Origin of the sequence: Chryseolinea sp. H1M3-3 (assembly GCF_029360725.1) — a bacterium.
Classification (GTDB): domain Bacteria; phylum Bacteroidota; class Bacteroidia; order Cytophagales; family Cyclobacteriaceae; genus Chryseolinea.
The window spans coordinates 423,306-446,548 of sequence record NZ_JARKMY010000001.1 but is presented as its reverse complement, the minus strand read 5'-3'; the positions used below and the strand labels follow the sequence as shown (position 1 = coordinate 446,548).

24 protein-coding genes are annotated in these 23,243 nt (G+C 41.2%); 5 read left to right on the top strand and 19 right to left on the bottom strand.

Annotated features, from left to right (window positions below; translation table 11 throughout):
- Positions 1 to 52 precede the first annotated feature (52 nt).
- A complete protein-coding gene (locus P2W71_RS01785) occupies positions 53 to 1,003 on the bottom strand; it encodes a protein-glutamine glutaminase family protein (RefSeq protein WP_276366242.1) in 951 nt (316 codons plus the stop codon).
- Between the two features lie 9 nt (positions 1,004 to 1,012).
- Positions 1,013 to 1,852, bottom strand: coding sequence for a hypothetical protein (locus tag P2W71_RS01780; protein WP_276366240.1), 840 nt, complete (start codon positions 1,850 to 1,852; stop codon positions 1,013 to 1,015).
- A gap of 347 nt (positions 1,853 to 2,199) precedes the next feature.
- Here P2W71_RS01780 and P2W71_RS01775 point away from each other — a divergent pair, with 347 nt between their 5' ends.
- The gene (locus tag P2W71_RS01775) at positions 2,200 to 3,054 is read left to right on the top strand and encodes a M43 family zinc metalloprotease (protein WP_276366238.1); all 855 of its coding nucleotides are present in this window, start codon (positions 2,200 to 2,202) and stop codon (positions 3,052 to 3,054) included.
- A gap of 192 nt (positions 3,055 to 3,246) precedes the next feature.
- Here P2W71_RS01775 and P2W71_RS01770 read toward each other — a convergent pair whose 3' ends face one another.
- Together P2W71_RS01770 and P2W71_RS01765 are read right to left on the bottom strand one after the other, a co-directional pair.
- Positions 3,247 to 3,741, bottom strand: a complete 495-nt coding sequence (locus P2W71_RS01770) for a JAB domain-containing protein (RefSeq protein ID WP_276366236.1) — start codon at positions 3,739 to 3,741, stop codon at positions 3,247 to 3,249.
- 19 nt (positions 3,742 to 3,760) lie between these two features.
- Positions 3,761 to 5,959: a hypothetical protein gene (locus P2W71_RS01765; RefSeq protein WP_276366233.1), complete on the bottom strand. Its 2,199-nt coding sequence runs from the start codon at positions 5,957 to 5,959 to the stop codon at positions 3,761 to 3,763.
- A 921-nt stretch (positions 5,960 to 6,880) separates the two neighbouring features.
- Between P2W71_RS01765 and P2W71_RS01760 the strand changes: the two genes are divergently transcribed.
- The 3 genes from P2W71_RS01760 (at position 6,881) to P2W71_RS01750 (ending at position 8,486) form a co-directional block, all read left to right on the top strand.
- Positions 6,881 to 7,534, top strand: coding sequence for a recombinase family protein (locus P2W71_RS01760; protein WP_276366231.1), 654 nt, complete (start codon positions 6,881 to 6,883; stop codon positions 7,532 to 7,534).
- Positions 7,535 to 7,570: 36 nt separating this feature from the next.
- On the top strand, positions 7,571 to 7,783 hold the full coding sequence (locus tag P2W71_RS01755) for a hypothetical protein (RefSeq protein ID WP_276366227.1): 213 nt from the start codon (positions 7,571 to 7,573) through the stop codon (positions 7,781 to 7,783).
- A 205-nt stretch (positions 7,784 to 7,988) separates the two neighbouring features.
- Positions 7,989 to 8,486 carry a hypothetical protein gene (locus P2W71_RS01750; protein WP_276366224.1) on the top strand — a complete coding sequence of 166 codons (498 nt, stop codon included), beginning with the start codon at positions 7,989 to 7,991 and terminating at the stop codon, positions 8,484 to 8,486.
- Between the two features lie 213 nt (positions 8,487 to 8,699).
- Here P2W71_RS01750 and P2W71_RS01745 read toward each other — a convergent pair whose 3' ends face one another.
- The 11 genes from P2W71_RS01745 to P2W71_RS01695 all read right to left on the bottom strand — a co-directional run bounded on the left by P2W71_RS01745 (position 8,700) and on the right by P2W71_RS01695 (position 16,574).
- The gene (locus P2W71_RS01745) at positions 8,700 to 8,960 is read right to left on the bottom strand and encodes a helix-turn-helix transcriptional regulator (protein ID WP_276366222.1); all 261 of its coding nucleotides are present in this window, start codon (positions 8,958 to 8,960) and stop codon (positions 8,700 to 8,702) included.
- 144 nt (positions 8,961 to 9,104) lie between these two features.
- Positions 9,105 to 9,581: a JAB domain-containing protein gene (locus P2W71_RS01740; RefSeq protein ID WP_276366219.1), complete on the bottom strand. Its 477-nt coding sequence runs from the start codon at positions 9,579 to 9,581 to the stop codon at positions 9,105 to 9,107.
- A 3-nt stretch (positions 9,582 to 9,584) separates the two neighbouring features.
- A complete protein-coding gene (locus P2W71_RS01735) occupies positions 9,585 to 10,499 on the bottom strand; it encodes a toprim domain-containing protein (RefSeq protein ID WP_276366216.1) in 915 nt (304 codons plus the stop codon).
- A gap of 85 nt (positions 10,500 to 10,584) precedes the next feature.
- Positions 10,585 to 10,836, bottom strand: coding sequence for a helix-turn-helix domain-containing protein (locus tag P2W71_RS01730; protein ID WP_276366214.1), 252 nt, complete (start codon positions 10,834 to 10,836; stop codon positions 10,585 to 10,587).
- Positions 10,837 to 11,135: 299 nt separating this feature from the next.
- The gene (locus tag P2W71_RS01725) at positions 11,136 to 11,510 is read right to left on the bottom strand and encodes a DUF2958 domain-containing protein (RefSeq protein WP_346659951.1); all 375 of its coding nucleotides are present in this window, start codon (positions 11,508 to 11,510) and stop codon (positions 11,136 to 11,138) included.
- A 289-nt stretch (positions 11,511 to 11,799) separates the two neighbouring features.
- Positions 11,800 to 12,225 carry a DUF2958 domain-containing protein gene (locus tag P2W71_RS01720; protein WP_276366208.1) on the bottom strand — a complete coding sequence of 142 codons (426 nt, stop codon included), beginning with the start codon at positions 12,223 to 12,225 and terminating at the stop codon, positions 11,800 to 11,802.
- A gap of 310 nt (positions 12,226 to 12,535) precedes the next feature.
- Entirely contained in the window at positions 12,536 to 13,576 is a 1,041-nt protein-coding gene (locus P2W71_RS01715) for a hypothetical protein (RefSeq protein ID WP_276366206.1), read from the bottom strand.
- Positions 13,573 to 14,130, bottom strand: coding sequence for a hypothetical protein (locus P2W71_RS01710; protein WP_276366203.1), 558 nt, complete (start codon positions 14,128 to 14,130; stop codon positions 13,573 to 13,575). The genes P2W71_RS01715 and P2W71_RS01710 overlap by 4 nt, the downstream gene beginning before the upstream one ends.
- A gap of 378 nt (positions 14,131 to 14,508) precedes the next feature.
- Entirely contained in the window at positions 14,509 to 15,645 is a 1,137-nt protein-coding gene (locus tag P2W71_RS01705) for a site-specific integrase (RefSeq protein WP_276366200.1), read from the bottom strand.
- Positions 15,646 to 15,952: 307 nt separating this feature from the next.
- A complete protein-coding gene (locus P2W71_RS01700; RefSeq protein WP_276366197.1) occupies positions 15,953 to 16,333 on the bottom strand; it encodes a HigA family addiction module antitoxin in 381 nt (126 codons plus the stop codon).
- Complete coding sequence (locus P2W71_RS01695; RefSeq protein ID WP_276366194.1) at positions 16,296 to 16,574, bottom strand: type II toxin-antitoxin system RelE/ParE family toxin; 279 nt, start codon at positions 16,572 to 16,574, stop codon at positions 16,296 to 16,298. Before P2W71_RS01695 ends, P2W71_RS01700 begins: the two co-directional genes overlap by 38 nt.
- 178 nt (positions 16,575 to 16,752) lie before the next feature.
- Here P2W71_RS01695 and P2W71_RS01690 point away from each other — a divergent pair, with 178 nt between their 5' ends.
- Positions 16,753 to 18,780: an AAA family ATPase gene (locus P2W71_RS01690; RefSeq protein WP_276366191.1), complete on the top strand. Its 2,028-nt coding sequence runs from the start codon at positions 16,753 to 16,755 to the stop codon at positions 18,778 to 18,780.
- A 67-nt stretch (positions 18,781 to 18,847) separates the two neighbouring features.
- Here the strand turns inward: P2W71_RS01690 and P2W71_RS01685 are convergent, their stop codons facing one another.
- The 4 genes from P2W71_RS01685 to P2W71_RS01670 all read right to left on the bottom strand — a co-directional run bounded on the left by P2W71_RS01685 (position 18,848) and on the right by P2W71_RS01670 (position 23,222).
- A complete protein-coding gene (locus P2W71_RS01685; RefSeq protein WP_276366188.1) occupies positions 18,848 to 19,678 on the bottom strand; it encodes an abortive infection family protein in 831 nt (276 codons plus the stop codon).
- The gene (locus tag P2W71_RS01680; protein ID WP_276366185.1) at positions 19,675 to 20,280 is read right to left on the bottom strand and encodes a hypothetical protein; all 606 of its coding nucleotides are present in this window, start codon (positions 20,278 to 20,280) and stop codon (positions 19,675 to 19,677) included. Before P2W71_RS01680 ends, P2W71_RS01685 begins: the two co-directional genes overlap by 4 nt.
- 500 nt (positions 20,281 to 20,780) lie before the next feature.
- Positions 20,781 to 21,575, bottom strand: a complete 795-nt coding sequence (locus P2W71_RS01675) for a hypothetical protein (RefSeq protein WP_276366182.1) — start codon at positions 21,573 to 21,575, stop codon at positions 20,781 to 20,783.
- A 378-nt stretch (positions 21,576 to 21,953) separates the two neighbouring features.
- On the bottom strand, positions 21,954 to 23,222 hold the full coding sequence (locus P2W71_RS01670) for a hypothetical protein (protein WP_276366180.1): 1,269 nt from the start codon (positions 23,220 to 23,222) through the stop codon (positions 21,954 to 21,956).
- Between the last annotated feature and the right edge of the window lie 21 nt (positions 23,223 to 23,243).

Genomic DNA, 23,243 nt, shown 5'->3' with positions numbered 1-23,243 from the left:
AGGTGTAACATGCCCCAAAATTTTCCAAAATTATTATACCCAACTTCTTAGATTATTTTTTATTCAATTTCTGCAGTTCAACTGTCCAGAAAGCAAACCCATTTTTATAACCCATCCTGTAGTCACTTAAGTATGAATAGAACGGGTTGTCGCCGTTAATCTGTGTTTCACTTTGCAACATTGTTTTAAACGAATTGTAATCTGATACTACCGAGGAAATATTTTTCTTCCTTGGATCCTTCTCATCCAGCTTATTGATGATTTCGAAGGTAGCTCTTGTAATTTGATCGTTCGTTGCTAACTCTTCAGCTATAAGTTTCTGGTTATATGAATTATATTCGTAAAAGTCGCCAGTCAACAAGTACGGAAAACACATGGGGACATTGAGATTTGTGGCAACACCTGAGCATGTGAATGAAATACCAGGTGCAAGTGTCACAAAGTTATACCAAATAGGATCTAAGAAAGTATAGTACGAATTAGGCGAATTTTGTAGTGAAAGCCATTCCTTGGTTTTTAAGGGCTTACTCGAAAAGGCTGGATCAATTATCAAAGTGTCTATTTTAGAAGTCTCCTCATTCTTTGCCAGAATGGCAATCGCTACATGAAAGTCCCATAAAATCTTATTCGATTTTAGTCCCAGTATATCGTCAACATCCAATGCATCTTGGGAATTAAAAATCGAAATCTTAAAAGGATCAAAATTCCACACCTTGTAATGCTTTATTCCTTTTTGCTGTAGCATCAATGACATTACCATCGCGCGGTTCTGGCAGCCATTGTAGATACATTTAAAATCCAACTTGGAATTTTCAATGAAGTATTTCATTAAGTCGTTTGCAACGTTCATTGAAACTGCATCGCCTTCATTCAAAGCAGTAACAGAGGGTTTACTACCTCCTGCCAATCCATAAGACCATGTAATTGAAAAGACCTTCGACTGGGAATTACTGGTTAATGTAATTAGAATGACCAAGAGTTTGGTCAAAAATATTGTTCGCATGCTCATAGATTAGTTTTGGTTTAAGAACAACGGTTGGGGATTTATAACAAATGCGGAATTATTGTTATAGGCATCAACAATTAAATCGGATATCCCTTGCATGAATTCCTGATAGGTGTTTTCTGTTAGTGTACCCAACTTTACCAAATTTCCTACGCCAGGCCCTGAGACGCCGAACGTCTTAAGGCTGTAGGTTACCTCAGCCTTTCCAAATATTACGCTGGCCGTTATTTGTTGCGGGGTGTTAAGTTTAGCCGATCTTTTTTTACTTCGAACCCTCATCATCATTCTTGCCCCAATTCCATACTTCAATTGATTACCGTTACATACTTGTGAACCTGTTTGGGAAAACTCAACAACCGTAATTTTCTCATCATCTGCAATCTCAACATTCAGAAATCCCAAAAAGCCCAGTTTCGCTTCATCACCCCTTTTGAATTCGTATGCATCCAAGATTACGCCGTCTTTTAAATCTTGTATTCTTGTTGGTGCCGTTGGCAGACACGCAAGGAATTCTTCTGGTATTTTCACTATAGGATCTGGGCGGACTGTAGAAAATGCAAAATTCATCGAAGAATCACTCTCGAGAGCAGCTGAATAGTTCATAGCAAATGTCCTGAGATCGCTATCTAATTTGATATCACCTGCTTGGATAACACTGATCGAATCTGGTGCAACTAAGGTTGTATCTATTACATACGTTTTGCCATCAGACTGAAACTCATTAGGTAACTTTTGTTTGCACGTTAACATGAACATGCTAGCTGTGAGAATGAGTAAAATTGATGATCCTTTAATGCGAAAAATTTTTAGGAATGAATATTCCGTGAAGTGAGAAACGTTAGCCATATATAAGATTGGTTTGGTTTTGAAAGAAGAGGTTTTCAGTATGCGTCCAACATACGATTACTCCTACCTTCACCTAACGGATTGGACGAACTAAAAACAATTAAAAGAGATTCCATGTGGGCTAGCGATCAGATTGGATCAGGTGGGGCGAGGAATCTTTAAATGAATTTAACTAACGTTGGACTATTTTTTTTCTTACTGCGAAAGAATATTTTATTTTCTACTTCTTCTTCCCTAAGCACAGCCTGTTATCGGCCCTCAATCGAATTTAAGAATGTTCGGTTTTATTGAAGAGATTCGATCACCCTTTGTTTGTTGATCATTGCAAGTCGTTACCTTTAATACAAATGACACAGACAGTATTTCTCGTTATCGGTTTATCGAGTATTCTTTCAAATTGCTATTGCCAAGATATAAACTTGGACAGGACCATCGACATACCGGTAATTTTTCATGTAATTTTTTCGGACAGGTCGCATGCCGGTACTGACGGATCAAACACCGATGAAAATGTGCCCACTGAATTGCTCCGGAAAGAGCTTGAGGATCTTCACAAAGATTTTCTTTTGCTCAACTCTGATACGTCGCAAGTACTTCCAATGTATAAAGGCAGAATTACTAATCCCAACGTTAATTTCTTTTTCGCAGACACGATTCTTCAAAAAGATGGTGAAAAAGGGATTATACGAGTTAACACAAAGAGGAACAAACACAAGCTATTCAAGAGAAGTAAAATTATAAAGCCGTCAACTTACCTCAATGTGTATGTCGGAAATATTGGGGGTAGTTTAACTTACAGTAACACGCCTTGGGGCTGGGAAGACAGAGATGCTGTTTTCCTTGGTTTTGAGTGGGTAGGCTTGGGATATCGACTCTTGACACATGAGACTGGACATTGGTGCGGCTTAGTACATTTATGGGGCACCGGAGGTCCGACCGGCGATTCGCAAAGCTGTACGGTTGGTGATTCTATAGCCGATACGCCTCCGCAAAAAGAAGCCACTGAAACCAACGCTGATTGCAAAACTTGTCCACCACCTTTCGGTGAAGCAACGGACAAGTCATGTGTGGCCGGCGTTCCGTCCAACTTCAATAATTTTATGGACTATTCCGGTTGCCGAAAGATGTTCACAAAGGAACAAGTTGTACAAATTCGGCGAAATCTAATGACTCATCGACGGGATATTTGGGATGCTAAATAGGTGAGCCAGTAATTGTTTACATGGAGAAAACGAAAGGCCAGGTATTTTGGATTCCATTTGCTTTTTTTAAGGTTGCAGAAATCGTTTCTACAAAAAAATACGTTGGTATGTAGGGGGAAAACTGCGTGCACGAAAACATGCGCAGCTTAGCTGATAATACCAACAATTACCCCTCAAACCGCTAGATCACTATTAATAGGTCAAATCCAACCCATGAACCTTCAGGCTTGAATAGGAAGTGGTATTCATTGAAATGAAGTCTTCGACCTCAATACCATGTGGCTCTGCAATGCATTTTAGATTTTCTAAGAATTCGATACGACTATTATCAATACCGACGTCATCAGAAAGAAAATTTTCGGCGATTACTATGGTCTTCGCCTGTTTACTTTGTGCTTTCTTCACCAGCTCATCCAGGTTAAATTTCGGCATTTCCTGATGTGAAATTGGCAGGTTTTTTTGCTGACTCGAGATGTCGCAAAAGGCAATTGCCTCCTTTTTGTCATTAAAAAAGATTGCTTTAATTTCCTTATAATTTTTCAGTCTTTTTTTGTCCCAATATTCCAAAAACTGGTAAAAAACGTCTGTGACATCGTTGCACCTGACATTCTCGATTGGTGTAACTTGAAATTTCATGCGATGTTCCTCATCTTTAGAACCTGTAAGTACTGACTTTGTTTGGTACATATTAGCGTATTTAATTTTTTTATAAAGGCTTTATATTAGTCGTTTCATACCCAAGTGAGGTTTCCTCCTCAGGCGAGGTTTTATAGTATACATCAAATGAGTAAAAGTCGTTAAAACAGAGTTTGGAATACTTTGGTTTTAAATCTCGATGATCGTCTAAGAGCGTCTTCACAAAACACTTACTCTTCTTTACCTTTACATAATTTTCAACTTGGGCGCCGGAAACATCGATTCGAGGATTAAACGTAATATCATCCATCAATATTTGCTTTCCCACTGCCCGATTTATCGAATTTATCCAGCCTTCCATTATGGACTTAATTGCTAAGATGACATTGTAGTCATTTAATAAAGTTGCGGAGTCTGAATCTACACATACAAGCAAGTTGGCCGGTGAATAATCTTTCCATTTGGCCAAAATGGGAATAACCAGTACAGACTGAGAATTCGCAAAAATTTCAGTTGGTTTCAGATTTAGATATTCTAGGATTTTTTCAAACCCCGTTTTACGAACCAGCAAAACGGGTTCTCTTAAGAAAGCAGCCATCCCCAATGGCCCTTTATTCAGCTGTATCAGCTTTCCAAATTTTCCTTTTTTTGGATTTTTACTGCCAAAGTACGGTGCAATGCTTTGAAAATATCGCTGCCCGCCGCTGTTGACAACTCTAAACAAACCAACCTTGAAATGGCCCTTTTTATTGCCAGAACAAGCTCTAATCATTTTGCTTAGTATTGATACTAACGGTGTGCAAAGAGTAATCGTTTCATTAGTACATAAGAACCGTTTTGGTGGCTGTTTAAATAGGGCCGTAATGCTTTCAAAGGTCCAAATTGGGCCCTCGTAATTAAATATATTGGATTCTTCTTGTCGCTCTTTAAGAGCATCTATTCCGGGATCTTTTGTAAGGTTCGTTTCGCCAAATGCACTTTCTCTTTGACTCCCGTGGCGTATGATTGGAATTGCATCTTTAATTGCAGTTGGTTTGCCTCGAGGTGATAAAGTTTCAGGATCTATTTGTTGGAGTTTGCAATGATTCCCATTGATGGATGTCTTGCCGACGATGTAGTCGAACCAAATCCAGTGACCATCTGTGCCCTTATTTTCAATGAGCAAGAGGAAAAGAATTAATGCGTTTATGAAAGAGATTTGATTCAAATCTAATATTTCATTGAACCGTCTTTTAGCGACTAGCTTCACATTAATGTTGTTCCTTTTATGATCTTTGAGGAATGACATGAGCGGGACCAGCAGCTCGTGCATTGAATCAAACCTACGATACAAATCTACTGGCGTTAGCGACGGATTTGATTCAAACTCTTCCTTGATTTTCAGCAGTTCTGTTGTTACTTCGGATTCGTTGTTTGCAGAATAATATCGATCTAAAAAAAAATCGTAAGAGAATCCTTGAATTTTCAACCTAAACAAATCAATTAAGGCACCATCCCCGACTCCTGAAATAAAGAAATTAGTTTTATTGTTGATTACAGTCTGTCCGTAATCATCATTGCGCCAGTAAGAGGGTGTGATCCCGGCCAAATGTGAACGTTCGATTCCAAAGCCTGTGCAATATATTATGTGGTCAACGACGATTATTCTTGACTGAGTCTTTAGTTTATCAACGCCAAATTTTAATCGAGTGCCATAGAATGACAAATCAAACTTCTTTTGTCCCCGCTGTTGTGCGATGATGGGGCGGGTACTATATTTTACATCAACGTCCACAAAAGCTTCGCACAAGTCGGTCTCCACAGATTTTTCAACTTCATAAAATCTTTCGAGAATTTCCTTTGCCACGTTAGCAGCAGAATCCGCCTTCCATGGAAGAATGGGTAGTTTAGCGTACGGAAACCTGGATCCCTTATCAGGCCAATTGTACAAGTAAGGATAGATTTTCCTTGTGTCACATCCTTGTTGTAAGTGAAGAAACGTCGATTCTTTTTCGAGCAAATAAACTTTCACGTTTGCCATTAGCGCCGCTGCCGCAAATGTCAATCCTGCCACGCCACCTCCTATAATGCATATTGATGTTGTAGACTCAAATTTATCAGTTTTATGCATGGCATAAAACAAATTCAAAGCACGAATCTGCTGTTTATACACAGTGATGCCCGCTTGAAAGAGACCTGTCGTGTATTGCGACTCCTTGATTTCGTGACATCGGCAATATTCGTCAAAAAACTTATAGTCTTTTTTATCAGGAATTTTTATAGTTCGCATAGAGCAGCAGCAACTTGGTCGGCTTTAGTTGTACCAAAATGAATTAATCGTCTCAAACCTTGATTCCAAGTGGGCTGCGATCAAGTGGATCAGGTGGGGCAAGGAATCTAATGACCAAAATAAAGAAAAAGGATGGCTCGTAAATGTTTTGATGGTATTTTTTTAGCGAAAGTATCACGATAAAAACAATTGACCTGATGGAATTGCACTTAGTGATCTCCCTTCCATTCGTCTGCTATAAAACGATGTGGGACACATGGTATATGTTATACTGATTTCCTTTGGTAATTTTTTTGGAATAGACGGTATGGATAAGCGCCAATTAAGAGTGTATTTAAGTTTATCACTTTCTGTACTGAAGACAGCATCTATATCTTGCAAAAACAAAATCAACACAAGGTGCTTTATACGCTGGCCACCAGCGACCTCTCCCTGAAAGCTATGATGCAGGCGAGGTTTTGGCGGCCAACAAGTGAACGTCCCGGAATTCGTTACTGCCCGAATCAGCAGGGCAAAATCTGGCTGCTCAAGGTTGGACGTTGGAGATTAATCTTTTTAATCAGGACAGTTGATGACGAGCCAACAGTAGTCGAATGATCAGACCCTGAATATCACGGATTAAATATTTCATACTGCAAATGGTTTCGCACATTTCTAGAGACCGTTTGCTCAAAAAATCTTCTCAATTTTTTTGTTCATACGCAAACCAACGTTTGTGTATGAACGCAAACGAACGGAACCTGCCTATTCAATGAACGACGCTCCTAGTTAAAGCCTTGTTTTTCAACCGTCGAGACTTAGCCCGAGCCGTCCATTTTCAAGCTTTTGCAAAAGAACTGTGCAAAGGTAATGGTTGGTTTACCCTTACATGGTAGCCTTTGAATCGTTGTTGTTCTTGCAACGAATAAATGCGGGGGAGCTATGCAGAAAGCCATTCCGTATTACAGGGTTTCGACGCCGCGCCAAGGTGAAAGCGGATTAGGACTTGAAGCGCAGCAAAAAGCGGTTCGCGATTATGCCGCAAAGTTCAATATCATTCTTTTACAAGAATACATTGAGATTGAGTCCGGCAAAAAAAGCAACCGCCCAGTACTGCTTGATGCGCTCGATGAATGCAAAAAACAAAAAGCTGTTTTGCTTATCGCCAAGCTGGATCGTTTGAGCCGCAACGTGGCCTTTATTGCCAAGTTGATGGAAGCGAGCATTGATTTTTTGGCAGTAGATAATCCCCATGCCAACAAACTGATGTTGCACATCATGGCGGCTTTTGCCGAGCATGAACGTGAACAGATCAGCAAAAGAACGAAAGCAGCTTTGGCGTCGGCGAAATATCGTGGCGTTCAGCTTGGCATGAACGGACGCAATATTCTTTCGAAAAAGAACAAGGAACTGGCTAACGGCTTTGCGCTAAAAATGCAACCAGTTATCGCCGAGCTGAAAGAGGAAGGCTATCTCAGCATAAGAGCGTTAACAGAGGCACTGAACAATAGAAATATCCAGCCTTATACGGGAAGCAAAGCCAGATGGCATACGCATTCTGTATATGCGCTGTTAAAGCGTATCGAAAATCTTTAAAATATTTTTAATTATTCACCTAAAAGCAAAAAAATCATGGCAAAGATCATTCTCGAACCAAACGAAACCTTTGAGCATTTTCACAGCGAGGCAAGCTCTACAACATTGTTATCCGGCAGCGCACACTATCGGATGGACGATATTGAAAAAGAACTCGAACTCGATGTGCCGGTCTTGACTCCCCCTATGAAATCCCATATTCTTACAAACACTGGTAGTATGGAATGCGTCATCGGATGCAGTCACTAAATGATGTGAGAGGCCGAAAATTACAAAGGCAGAAAGTAACAGTCAGGATTATTCAAGGCCACAACGAGCGGTGTGGTCGTTTGATCCGTTACTTACATTTCTGGTCGTCCTGACTGTTGTTCTTTTTATTCTTACACTGTATTCAATTCTCCAAGAAAATTTGGCACTATTCAACATCAAGCCGACACGATTCCTGTCTTTTAAAATGCTTGATACGGAATCTTCGGCATCGCTATTTGTGACGCTTCTTGGGGCTTTGGTTGTCCGGCATCAATTTGTTTTAGGGCTTCGTCCTCGCATTGGATATAAAACGATGTACGCGACAAAGGAACTTGGGCCCGACAGCAAGGAGTTCTGCGCAACATGGCAGGTAAGGATTCGCAATGCTGGACAAGGCACAGCCATTATCAATCGTTCTGCATTCGAACTTGAGACATCCCCGCCAAAAAGCAATTCCTCCCTTCATGTACTCCGTGAAGTCGTAAAAGAATTGGCAAAAAGCGGTTTGGTTCGTCATAAAGACTATTGGCTGGAAAATATTACAGACGGGTTCACATTGCCACCGAAAGAAGAATGCATTGTCTTTGAGATAAAGAGCGAGCACGTGTCAAAAATAAAGCGTCTGAACATGCTTCTCTATTTTCAGGGTCTTCTCGGAGACAAGTATTACAGGAAAATATTGTTCATCCCTCCAGGGATTTGATAAAGTTGAAAGAGCGAGAAACGGTGATTTTTCCTATTATAGAATTTTTCCTGCTTGATCTTCAAATTTTCTACTCCAGGCTTTGGGAAGATGCCCGCCCGAAAAATACCTCTCTGTCTAACCAGAAAGGCATTTATGAAATCTGCTATCTTTGAATAAAATATTTCGAGGGAGCCCAGGGGAACCGCTCATAGAGGTGGTTCCTTTTTTCATTTATAGGGACTTAAAATCAACGTCCTTAAGTTCGAATTTAAAATCAAGCAACGCGCTTGGATGAAGTTTCAGACCTATCGCCAAGTCGCGGATGGTCGTCAAGCCTACGCCTTTTTCTCCTCGTTCGATCCGCGAGATATGGCTGACTGATACACCGCTTTTACTCGACAGCATTCCCTGCGTGATTTTTTTTGAAAGTCTCAACTGCTTAAGATGGACGCCAAATGCCGCGTTGTATCTCTTTTTCCATGTATGCTTCATGATTCAAAACTAATCATCGAACTAGTGAAATGTTAGCGCCAATAGGCCTAGTGCAATCTCGTTGGATGGAGCATGGTGTGGATTAACGTTGACTATCTTTAGAAGTAAAGAGCCACCGTTATGATAACGGTGGCTACCTTCCATTTAACTTGGGCTCGGCATCATCCCTTGGTCGGAAAACGAATAGTATCCTTCTTTCGTCTCGATCAAATGGTCAGGGACAACCAAATCAAGCATGTTTCCCGCATAAACGAGCTTCTTGGTCAGTTCAATATCGGCTTGGCTAGGCGCCAAGTTTCCGGAGGGATGATTATGGGCAAGGATAATGCCGGATGCCCTTGCCTTCAACGCCGTCGCAAAGATAATCTTCGGATCGGCGACACAACCGGCAATCCCGCCTGTCGATATCTCTGCGATCCCGATGCAGGCGTTACGACGGTCGAGCAGTAAGATTTTAAACTGCTCGACCAATTCTATCCGATTGATATCCCAACTGCGTTGGAAAAGGTTATGAGCTTCCCTGGAGCAGGTGATCTTTGGCCTTTCGGAAACTTTCGTCTTACCTCGATAGATGAGCTCAACTTCCGTTACCTTAGACTGGGGTTCGATGTTGATTGACATTTCCTAGGCCTCCAACGTCAAGCCCAGATTGCGCATATGCCACGCGTTAACGTCCTTATCCTCCCGGTAGGATTCGTTCATCGGACGGTGCACAAGGCCCTCTTCCGTCTTAAAGAACTCATCGAGGGATTTTAACGCCTTTTCACCCGCCTTATCATTGTCCAGGTACGTCCAGACTGTTTTGTAACCGTAACCTTTGATGTAAGGCGTCGCGTGCTCAATACACGACAACGAATTAAGAATGATCGTGTCATCCTCCAGTTTATCTTTTTTGATGTCCGTGATAATCGACAAATAATCCATGAAGCCTTCGAAGATGTGAAGGCCATTCGGCTTTGCGATAGTACCGCGAAGGAAACTGATCGTTTTAGGACCGACGCAACCTTTGAAGAATGGATTCCGAAGATCATATCCGCCATCTACGTTCTTGATCCCGAGGGCGAACATCGAATTCCTCGTTTTGTTGTTCTTCACCCGTACCTCATCCAGTACAGGTTTGGCGAACTCCACCTGGATACCGCGTTTATCGAGATAAGCGATCAACGCCGGATGCGCGATCTTCTTAACACTGATGATCGAGAGTTTCTCGTCGCACGGGCCATCATCGCCAGTCTTTACAGGAGCAATGCGCGGTGCATTTCCGGATATGTTTTCAATAAAGCGTAATGCATCGGAGACCGTGCAGTTTTCATTGGATTTCTCCAGATAGACGCAGGCGAAGTTTATGATGTCGCCCCCGACCCCTTCCCCGAAATCATGCCAGATGTTCTTCTTGAGATTGACCTTGAAACTCGGTGTCTTTTCCTTGCGAAAAGGCGAGTAATACCAAGCCTCTGTGTCGTTTTGCTTGCTCGGTTCGAAGCCGATCTTGCTTAATATGTCAGATAGTGCTACAGTTTTAGCGTTTTCAATATTCATTGATGAAGCCCTTCAAAGTTGCATTGGTGGATCTTGGATTCAGGGGAAGGAAAGTTCTCGAACAACTTTCCTTCCCCGTTTCTTGTCAGGTCGTCAGTTGACCCTCAAGAAATTTGTCGAGATGCGATTTACGATAACGAACAGATCGCCCAACCTTCAGCGGCTTTAGATTGTATCGCTTTGTACAATCCCAGACGGCCAAGGTTCCAGGCGAGACATTCAGATATCGTGCAGCTTCTTTTCGATTGAGGAGTTGTTCTGATTCGTTTTTGCCTTTCATCGGCAAGCCTCCATGTAAAAAATGAAATGAATATTTTGTCAGTGAATCGTGTCGCATGACTTTGCTAAACACCAATTTTGTATTAATAGTGAGGTAAGAAAATGTCAATTAAATGGGCATATAATAATAACAAATAATGTTAGCGCATGAGTTGTGATGTATGATATGCCATAACCTATCTCAAGAGCTCGATGATTAAAAGTGTACGCATTATAAGCTACCACTTACGCCCAACACAACCGCAAGGACGATAGTCACAAGACCTAATAGAATAAATGTCGCTTTTGCCCGGCATAAGTTGCGTCTGATTATGAATTCATAAAAAGCCCCGCTTGTGTGAGCGGGGCTTTTGGATGTTATGGTTTTAACGCGGCTGCTTTAAGACGGATCGGGTCTTCGGTAATGCACTCGACGGCGGATGCCGCTCGTGCATAGACACTGATCGAATACTCACCGTCGAAGTGAAGATCACGTTCAACTTTGAAGGGCGTTCGCAGTTCGAGAAGTTCAGGCAGGTAAACCGAACCGAGCTCAGGAAATCCCATGCCCAGGTCGCACAGGCCGAAAGCGATATCCGGATCTTCCGGATCAAGTTCCGTCAAGAGCCAAGTGCAAGCCGTGCCAGGAAGAAACAGCTTGACTACGGGATGATGGTCTTTCCCTCTGTTCTCTTCTCTTCCATTGAAAAGAAGTTTCTGTTTTTGTTGAGAAGTAAATAACATCATTTCAATTGCCTTTCTGTTAGTGTTGTTAACAGGGAATGGCAACGCCGATAAAAAGAGCGCGTGACCAACAGGAATTTGCTTAGCGGGGAATCGCGGCAGCGAGGCGAAAATTCTTGATTGGGTAATAACCGTTATCGGCAAAGTGACCTGTATAAAACAACACGACGAAAGGCCACGGCGAAATGGCTATTATTTGTCTTTAACGGTTTGTAAAAAGATACTATCGATAGGGTTAACGAAGATATTTTATCTAGGCAACAGCATCAACAAGTAAGTTGCATAGGGCCAAATAGGATTAGTTGAGAGATGGTTTTGGATAGACAATTGTCGGCGAAATGGTTTTAAGTGCGAAGACGCCTGACAATATGGTCTCGTTTTCAGTGTATTTCCCATCGAAAGTTGAAGCTGTAACATATACCCATTGTGGGTATTTAGCAACAAAGTCTACATCACGTTCAATTGGCAATCCCATTTTTCCTCGGACGCCTCCCAGCAGTTGAAGATCGATATACCCTTGGTGGGGATTGCCCTGTCCGATATCGATTAAGCCATAGCCGATGTTAGGATTATGTTTCATGACTTTGACGATGAGCCATATTCCAGTGTCGTCAGGAGCGAATAGTTTTAACGGTGGATAAAGCTCGTCTACCTGATCAAGTTGAAGACATCCGTTTGATATTAGGGTTCGGTGAATTCTATCCGGTAAAAATCGATAAGCCATGCGTCATGCTTCCTTTGAAACCATTAATATATTGAAATTCAAGCTTCGCCATGCGGGTCGTTATCATTTGTTTCATCAGACATTTTCCTAAGCGCTGCTTACTATAAAAGTTAGTCGATAGCTCGCCTTACAAAAAGACAACGACCGTCAATTGTAGGGGAAAGGTGGCTACTCGGAACCTGGCAAGCACCTCATCATCGCTCAATCAGCGGTAGCAAGTTTAAGATCCATTGGTATTTAAAAAGAATGCAGCAAAGGGAGAAAATTCGAAAGGAATCGTCCCTGCGGTAAACTTTGCAACCACCTCGCCTTACCGAGATAATATTGTACATTCTTTGTTCTCTGACGTATAGGTCTTGTTCATTATGGCCCGGCGGTTTAGAAGGTAATTACTCATCAGATTCTGGACTATTCTTGAGTCAGGTTGAAGAATTAAATACATCGCTCGATATCGCATTTCAAAATTTGGATGTTCTTCTGTAGGATCAAAATAGTGACGACAGATACCACCCTGGGATTTATCGAACAAGTAATAGCCGTAGGCAAGTACTCCTTGAAAGGGGATGTATAGCGCAATTGTCGCGGTATCGAGTCCGCCGACTTCCACTATTGCATTCGACGCATACGCATCAGCTCGCGCTTCTTCTTTTTTGGCATCGTTTAAAAAACTCAAGTAATCATTATAAATAAGTTTTGCTTCTGCAGGTAAAGCCAACGAATCCAATTGAAAAGATTGATCAAGATGCCCGACTTCATGTAATAGTATTATTGCAAGAAAGTACTCAAAAAACGGAACGGCTTGTTCGCCCTCCAGGCCTTTTCCAAATAATAGCTGGAACCGTTGTACGTCTCCATCAATTAATGCGACGTAGTTACGATCTACTTTTATTTTCGCAAGCTGTAAAGTCGCATGTAGACTCAATATATTCGCGACAACTTTTCCAATGTTTGAACCTTTATACATTTCATGAACGCATTCGCTGGTGTCTGGACAATCAATCGCTTGGGGATTTGGTTGCGTACCTTTAATGACTGCTGAAAAACTATCGAGTACAGTTTTTTCTTTCTCGTGAGTGGAAAATTGACCTTTAGGCCGAAGAAGATAGACAGTTATTCGTTCCCCTGGTGTACTGTCCGAAACAAATCCTGTGGCGATCCAACTGGGAATTAAGACATACTTTCCTTTGTATTGTAAAATTTCGTTTGCTCTATTAATTGCTTTCACTACGAGGGCTCTTGTAGTTGTAGCGTCGCGAAATCCCAGAAAATCCATGGGATACTCGTTTTCGGTATCACCTGATTTGCATCCTGAAAATAGGGTAAATAATACTAATGTCGTCCATCTCGTCATTCTACTATGAGGTTACGCAGTTCAAGAATTATATTCGATTCTTGGCTCGGATCGTTTTTTAATTTTTCCGTTAGCGATGCTATCTCAGTTACCAACTCTTGGGCTTTTGACTTATGCAGCATTGCGCCATCATTAAGTTTTGATGAAAGCAGAGTACAAACCGACGCCACTGCTGCTAAAAAACCCAACAAGTAAAATCGTCCAGGCTTGTTGCTATCCTGTGTATCAGTGCTCGGTTGCCTTAGGCTAAAACTACCAGTCACGATAGTTATGCTGGCCGTCATAGCAAAGCTTAGCCAACCAGCTATCTCATGCCAAAAAAAGTAGGTGCTGTAACTCTCCCTATTGGCAATGACTTTTTGATTACCATCTTTCAGAAGTGCTTTCACTTCCTCTGAAAATTGTGCGCTACTATAACCGTAATCAAAGTCGTCGGGTAAAATTGCAAAGGCTTGTACAATGTCGTCGAAGTCATAGAAAATCCAGATGACTTGAATGATTAGGAGAGATATCCCAATCAAAAATAAGATAACGTTAGTCTTGCGTATCGCCATAGTAATAAGTGAGTTCTGACAATTTATAATTACTAAAGTAAAATAGCCTATGCCGGATTGGACGTCGTCTAAAAAAGTCTGAAGGCTTCAATGTACGCCCAACATCGGCTTATGCAAGGCATTGGTCAATATTAACAACATCAACAAGCAAGGAGAAGTATCCCAACTACGTTCATGTGACTTAGATTCTCCTAAGATAAATTTGCAAAACACCTTGATTCCACGTGGGCTAGTGATCGCGTCGGATCGGGTGGGTCGAGGAATCTGTAATGAAAGTAAAAAATTGAGCAGATTCTTCCAAGAAAATATTCTATGGTCCACGCCTTACCAGCGCGCGAACCTTCGCGCTTAGCGATTGATCCTACCGATAGCTCTTCCTCATCGTCCAAACATAACTTCGGTAGCTTTTTCAATCGACGCCCTAACAGGATCAAGATTCAACCGGGCATACACCTTTGTCGCTTCTTGAGATTTATGCCCTAAACTTTTTCCGATGATCTGCAGACTAGTTCCACTGATTGCCTGATAGCTACCAAAGGTTCTACGAAGATCATGGATGCGAAGATCTTTGAGGCCTGATCGCTTCAGAATTCGCCTCCAGCCCTTTTCCGGATCAAATGGTTTGCTTTTGTCGTTGACGCTTGGGAAGACCCACTCGCTAATCTTTTGTCTTGATTTCAGCAGTTCGACAGCCCGGGTCACAAGCGGGACGGTAACGGATTCTCCATTTTTCGTTTCAGGGATAAGCCAAACGCCCTGGTTAAAGTTGAGATCCTCCCAACGCATCATGATTGCATTGGTTCGCCGTGCGCCCGTAAGGAGCAAAATCCAGAAATAGTCCTGCACGGTCTTATTCTTTTCCTGTGACAGTGCTTCGATAAAGCGTGGCATTTCATCTGGCTGAATAAATCGGTCTCTGGACTTTTCAGGAAAGCGGTCAATACCAATGGCGGGATTGGTTAAACAATTTCCCCATCGAATTCCTTTGTTATGTATTGAACGTATTCGTTCCAGGAGGCGATTAGCCTGATACTTCCCGTTATCAGAACCTATCTTTTTGTGAAGTCTTGTTACCTCATCGTTTGTAATGGATGACAACTTCCGGTTCTTCCAATGTGAGACGTAACGATTGATTTCTTTCTCGTCCTTTTCCCACGACTTTTTATGCGGCTTGCTATAAAGCGTCAAATACTTATCGAACAGTTGGCCAAAGGTCATTTCGCCGCGCAAGGAAGGATCAACAAGGCGCGGATTCTTCTTTTCGGCAATCATGGTTTTATATACCAAAGCTTTGGTTCGGGCTTTGGCAATCGGTGTATCGGGGTAACGACCGAGTAGAAATCTCTCGGGTCTTCCATGGACCTTTTTGTAAAGGTAAAAGCTGATTCCGCCTTTCGTTGTGATCTGTGCTACCAAACCACGTTCCTTGGTATCGTATAGATAGACCCGGCCATGCTTGGGAATGCTGTAGTTATCGAGATACTCTTTCGTTAAATTGATTCGGGTCTTTAACATTATGTCTCCATTCCGGTGCTACTTTGGTGCTACCTTTTCGGTTGATTTGGGATAGCACTGAAGTACTCTGGGTAAGACAAAAAATCGTCTAACCAATTGAAGAATAATGATTGATAATGTCAGATAAGGTCTGGAAAATGGTCGGGTAGAGAGGATTCGAAGGTTTCCAGCCCAAATAGCTCAAATCAATTATCTTCAATGGAATAATTCGAAGTTTTTAGTCTATCCTTTTTGCCGGTGCTACCGTGGTGCTACCCTAGCAAATAAGCTCGGTTAAAGCAACGCCAAATGTAACTCCTCCGTTAATTTACGCGCGCTGCTCAACCTGCGGACGTATGATAGATCTGCTACGCAGTTTAATTGCCCTCACTACTTTTACACTGAACTTTCTTTCAGCCATAACTAAATCATAGTGGTTCTGCAAGTTCATCCAGAAGTCCGGTGACATGTCAAAAAAGGCAGCTAAACGAAGAGCCGTATCGGGAGTTATTTCACGCTTTCCCTTAACAATTTCGCTAATACGATCTCTCGATACGCCAATTGCCGCAGCTAGAGTGCCTGGCTTAATATTCAACTGATCCAAGAACTCTTCCTTAAGAATAATGCCTGGATGATCCGGAAATACATCTCTCTTTGCCATCGTTTCCTCCTTAATGATAATCCACAAATTCAATTTCAGTTGCTTCATCTTCAGCCCACTTGAAGCATAGCCTGTACTGCGCGTTCACACGGATTGAATGGTAGCCTTTCCGGTCACCTTTCAATGCTTCCAATTTGTTGCTCGGCGGTACTTTCAAATCATCTAGACTGACAGCAGCGATTAAAATCTGAAGTCGGCGTTGCGCTTGCTTACGGACGCCCCTATCCAGCCTTCGGACAGGCTTACCCTCCCAAAGATCCTCGGTTGCCTGATCCTTAAAGCGACTCATACTTTGTAGTGTATCACACTACACAAGAGATTTCAATAGATTTGTTGTTCGCTGCACAACAGATTATTAGATTAATATCAATATGATAATAAAATATCGTATTGAATTACCACTATAAAAGCATCCTAGAATTCAGTATTGTACTCTAATTCATATAGACCCCGTTGAGTGAATTAAAATGAAAATCGACTATCTCCAAATTTCAAATGTGTTGAGCTTCAGACATTATGATGATGTCTCGCTAGCTCCAAAAATAACGATTGATAGTGGCCTCAATATTCTTATAGGACAAAATGGCGCCGGCAAATCAACTGCGCTAGAAGTAATAAACTTCATTTTTAAAAAGGTTCTCTTTGTCCCCTATAACATCAATACAGAATTATACACCCAAAAAGATGACATCGTTTCTAACGAAAAAAAGCAAATAATCCACGCATACAACCACAACGACAGCTTTCAAGGCTTTAGGCTCGAACCCAATTGGAACACTGAAAATCAGCCACAGAAGATCATATTACAAATTACGCTAGACGACATTGACGAGAACAATTTAACTATACTTGAGCAGAACAAAGGTAAGCTGGATGCCGCATCCGGACTATATTCTGGATTAGGCACTCTGGACTTTAGATACAGTACTAAGACCTTTACAATTGAAATCACACTGAATGATTCAAATAAGACTTTCTCATTTACCACCGGCAATCAAAGTGATCCAGGATTTCAATATCTGGTTCGGTATGACTTCTACAAGCGACTCATAGAAATTTATAATCAAGATCATACAAATGACCAACTACCTAACTTACACGAGTCATTTACCCTAATAAGCAGCTACAGAAACTATCACAGCTTTACACCTTTAGTTTCACTATCAAAAGAGGCAGCCAACCAAATTCAAGAAATTAGACGAAATGAGTTTAGAAAAAGTGCCAACTCAAACGAGCAAGCAGAGCCACCAATTTTCAATCTTGTTCGCCTAAGAATTGCCGAGCGGCATTATGATCTCATATTTACAAACGTGAATAATCAAGAAGCTACGAGAATTGCTAATCAAGAACCGTTCCTGCTTTTAATTAACCAAAAACTTTCCCTAATAAATTTAAAAGTAGAAATAAGCCTTATTAAAAAATCAAATTGGTCTTATACGTTCCATCTAATTGATACAAAGAGAAATAAAATCCTTCGAGATATAAACAGTCTCAGTGCAGGTCAAAAAGCAATAATTCATTTGATTTTTGAAGCGTATGGCCGTGGCCAACTCAAAGGTGGTGTTGTAATTATCGATGAGCCTGAAATTCACTTACATTATCAATTCCAGCATGAATATCTGGACATCATTGAAAAATTGAATTCTGAACAGAACTGCCAGTATATAATTGTCACGCATTCCGAAGCTTTAATTAGCTCAAAGACAATAGATCGAGTGAAGCGGTTCGCCCTTGACGACGACAACTATACGATAATTAGATCCCCTACCTTGAGATCTGATCAAAAGACACTCATCAAGATTCTAGATAATACAAGATCAACGTACGCCTTCTTTGCAAAAAAGGTAATACTCGTTGAAGGAGACACTGATCGTTATTTTTTTCGGGCAGTCTTTCAAGAGTTAGCGCCAAATTTATCGCAAGAAGTCGCGATATTGGATATTGGCGGAAAAGGGAATTTCAAAAAATGGAAGCTATTCTTCGAAGGGTTCGGCCTTAAAGTCTACTTTGTTGCTGATTTTGATAATGTTTTCAATTTAGAAGTCTTAGGGCAGACTATAATTCCGAAAAATGAGAAAGACGCCGTTGAAGGCGTTCTGAAACAAGCAAAACTTGATAGCTTAGCGGAGCCTCAGCTGCAAAGACTTGAATTCCTGCATCGCACTCTCGCATCTGATACCGAATTCTTGAAAAAGCCAAAGAGGTCTCTCTGGAAACCTTTACTCGACTATTATATAAAGCTTTGTGAGTTGCAAAAACGCGAAGTCGTCAATGAAGTACGACTACGTCGCTCCGATGTCGATGTAAAGATTGATAGTCTATATGCAAATAACATTTTCGTGCTAAAGATGGGAGCTATAGAGGAGTATACAAAAACTAGCTCAAAAGACTTAAACGCAATGATCAGTTTTTGTGACAGTTTAGCTTCTTGGTTATCCGTTAAAAGCATTTATACCGACGAGATAAAGCACATTGTCGGCGAAATTGTTAAATAGAATGCTGATGGCCTTATATAGTAATTCTTATAAAGGCACTAGAAAGCGGAACCTCCACCGATAGCTCTCATGGAGTCTCCTTATGTGTATCAAACAGAAATGTAGTTAATGTCGCCGCGGCACCAACAGCCAGCTTAGCATGTCGTGCCATCAAGCCAGTGGCTCTCCCATCTTTTCCGTGCCCAGTGCCATACAGACCACGCAATTCAGCAAGACCATTACCAATAGTCCCCAAATTTTGAAGTAGTCGCTTAATAACATCACTACCACGTGCTTGCTCATTTATACCCTCTGGAACCAAGTTAAGTTCTTTTAATGTTGCCTTGGTGAGAGTTGGAATATCTGGCGTGCCTGCAACAGGCTTGCCACGCTCAGCAAGAATAGTTTTACAGCAAGTTTCAATTAGCTCTTTGGCTGTCCCTATTGCTAATGCCGGATCATCGTTGATAGAGCTTTCAATTCTGCGGATTTGTTCAGCCAAATGTTTTGCATCAAAGGTTGTTGCAGTGCTTTTTAGGTGGTCCAAGTTCACTTGGCCAGACAGGAGACGAGTAGCAATTGCTTTACAAGGCTCAATTAGCTGTTTCCTTTCTTGCTCCGCTTCTCTATCGACACTGGTCAAGAACGAGGATGAAGAAAACAACTTTTCTTCTGCCTCTTCAATCATTGCTTGCGTAGCTTTCCCTACTAAATAATCATTTTCTAATCGCCAAAACTCACGGAGCTTTTTAGCCTTGGAACGGCCGTTGCCGCAGTACTTTTCATCATGAATATCGATATCAACAGCATCATAAAAGAATGTAGCAATTGTTGAGTCAGAAAAGTGTAGTACATAGCCACCGGCCATATCGAATAACTTTTCCAATCGTGCTTTTTCTCTGGCTGTCAACGAACTCATACTGATTTTAAAACTTTATCTACTTGTTGCTTATACTTCTCAAATCTTTTCCCGCGTCTTTGATGAAGTTTCTCCAACTCCTTTTTAAGTTCTGTTACAGGATTCCAGTCCTTATAAGTTTTCTTTTGAATATCGTATTTTTTAGACAAATCTCCTGCCAACGCGTGCGCTGCTAATCCAAACTGCGCATACCAAAATGCACGTTCTTCAAACCACTCTTCATAATCAGGGGGGCTTGCAACCTCTCCAGCTGCGCTAATGATTCCTTCGGCTCCCTCAACATCCGAAGGAAAGGACAGAATCTTATACATCATCTCATGATCAATGCTTTTCCAGTCAACATCAGCTGGATAAACTGGAGGACCTGGTGCTTTTATTTGCGGTTCCAAACATCCTTCTACATTGCGCTGTCCGTAAGACAGCCCGTCATCTCTGACCACAGCAGCACAGTCCTCAACATATTTATCAAGAATGCATGCAATGCGAATTGCAAGGTATCTGGCACTTCGTTCCAGCTCTTGCTTTCTCACCCAAACAGTTTGAAACCAAGTAATACCTGAGCCAATCAATACACCAAGAAAACCAAAAATCGCTTCAGTCATCTTTTACCACTCTACCCTGTGTGAATCGCTTTGAAATACTTGGAGTTTGCGTAACAGATCAGATTTGGTGCTACTTTGGTGCTACCTTTCAAATAGGGAGCCCATCCCAGTACTTTATATACACCTGATTTTAAATGAAATTTTTGATTAGAGCAATGTGACTATTTTTAAGCTAAGTATTTGAAATATATAGATTCAATGGTCGGGTAGAGAGGATTCGAACCTAACCAGCCTATGTCTGCAGATCATTCCACTTCAAAGGGATAGATGAAAGTTTCTGACTCCGAAAATTTCTCGGTGCTACTACGGTGCTACTATAGCTGGTAAGCTGAGTTAATGCAAGAACAGTTTAGAAAATCGCCAAGGGTAGAGGGCCATTCGAAGGTGTTATCTTAGAACGATAGGCACAGCTGTTAATAGCATCAATTCACTTAATCAATTTTCGAAAATGGATTAAATTTGGTCATCTTATTACCAACTGGTATCTATACAATACGCACCTAGCTACTCGTAGGAGCCGCTGTTTTTGCCAGATTAGCCCCGTTGTCCAATTCCGAATTAGAATTTGTCAATGAATTTATAGCCCTCTGACGCAAATAAAATAGAACTAAAAATTCCAGCTGCTTAATGTCTTCTGCCGTATAATTCAAATAAAGCCTCTTTTCGAAATCCAACGATCGCTGTTTCGCTCTGATTGCCCCATGAATAAAAAGTAGAAAGAGAAAAAACAGTATAAACAAGTCCAACCACTCATACCCGGCATAAAATATTGATTTATAATAGCTGATTCTAAAATCAAATATGTACGGGACGATACAAAGAACAAATGCCACAAATGATATCAATCCTAAAAGAAATTTCATGTAACCCAACGTGCTCTGAAGGCGCATTTCTTTATTTTCCTGGATATGATGCCTGCCTGCGTCGAATGCCATGAGCGTTTGTGATAGTACATTTACAGATCGGTCAAAAGAGTCCGTTTCACACGTTTGCAAATATTTCAATACCTCGTACTCTGCCCTGGAATTTTTGAACTTTTGCCTAAAAATTTCTGCCCTCTCGACAAACATGTTATGACGGTGCGTCTTTAAGATAAAACGATGGCCATATTTTATATAGGTCGATTTGAACCGCTCAGCAAATCCAAATGAATGGATGAAAAGACCAACAAATATTGCTAAAACACCTATGCCCCCGGGACTTAAATTGAGGTTTGCTAAGTAATTGGTAATGGTCGTACAGTAAACGCCTGGGATATAAATTCGCAAACTTTCAGTCAGGTCAAATTTGTCCATACGATCTAAATGCTTAGGAGGATAATGAAATTAAATGGTCACTCAGTTTTTTCCCAACGTCAGTACAGTACCAATCTAAATTTACAAAAAAGGAACATTCAAAATGTAAAATGACGCCTCCGCATTAGAAGAAGCGTGAAAATCATGCCTAACCCTTTCCAAATCATCAGGCTGAAAGCAAACGACTCTACCTAGCCTTAAATACCTGATATTAATCCTACGCTTCACAATCCGTTATACGCAAACCGAAGTTGGATGATCCCTCAAACGAGTCATTTATTCATTATTCATTTCGAACTGAGGGTCTGATAACTCCAGTAAAATGCGGGAAGACTTTGATCTATCAGAAACGATCAGATTTTAATCCATAAATCATAATCACACGTCGGACTTTTCAAATTTCACGCGAAACGAGAATTTTGCCGCCTTCTGACTGGAGTAATCTTTGAAGGACCAGCCTTTACTTTTGTTGTAATGGTGAAAGAGATCCCAGAACTTCTTATAGTCGTCTTCCAAATATTGAGAACTGTCCTGATCGCATAGCGGTATGATAAAGACAAAGACAATGCAGGTGAAATGGAATTCGCCAACAGCGAAAGGGATGTCGCTGTTGTTCTCTTTCCTGATATATGTAAGCAGCTTTGGCTGCGACGAAAAAAAATGATACGTTACCACTTCAGCAATCACTGGAAGGCGATCAATCTGCCTTTCCCCATTGATCCAGTCAATTGTCCCTTGGAAATGCTTCAGATATTTTGTGTCGATCACACTAAGAAAGTACTTGCAGAGCGTTTTATAGATATTCTGTAAGACGATCGGGTTGTCCGTATTTATCGATACGACTTGATCTAAAGGATCATTTCCTTTCCGCTCTTCTTCAAGGATGCTGAATATTGCTACCCCTTCGTCGTCGACTTTGAAATTCGTGCCAGAGAATTTCTTTGTTCCACCCTTTCCCTTTACACCGAAGAACGTCCGGTACAATGACAAATACTGGATCATGTCCTGCTCAGTGTTCTTGCTGAATTCTGAATTGCATCCATCACATTCATCGTTTAGTACAACGGTTTTGTTGCCTAAGCCTTCAGAGATTGCATGTGCTTTATTCTTAAAAGTTAGCGGAACTCGTTTGTTGTTGCAAAATCGGCATACGCGTTTTTTCTTGTCAGGCTCACCAATCGATATTCGTTTATCGCCGAATGAATTCACATCGTACTTTGCAAAAATCTCTTTGAATAAACTATCTGTTGCCGCTTGTAAGGGTTCAAACGGCACACCTTCTTCTAAGTGTTTTAGGTAATTGTATAACAATATTCTATGAGATTGATCAATCCCATAGCCAGGGGGGACAAAAACAAAATTTTCGTTTGCCTTAAGTTTCCGGAAGTATGCAGGTATTTTATTAATGGTCGGATCAATTTCACCATACTTTTCGATCAGCTCGTTGATCTTTTTCTCAATCTCGGGTGAGTAGACCTGAAATGCATTGATAATAAAGCCTCCACTTTCGCTGTCTTGTCTGGAAAATATTATGCGAAAGTCATCCATGAATGTTTCGATTCCCGGACCGTTGGAAGATGAGACTTGAAGATTAACTTCACCGGAGAGTGAAAGGAGCGAGAATTTGTAAGTATAAATCTGTTCCAAAGAAGTTGCGTTAATGTTCGA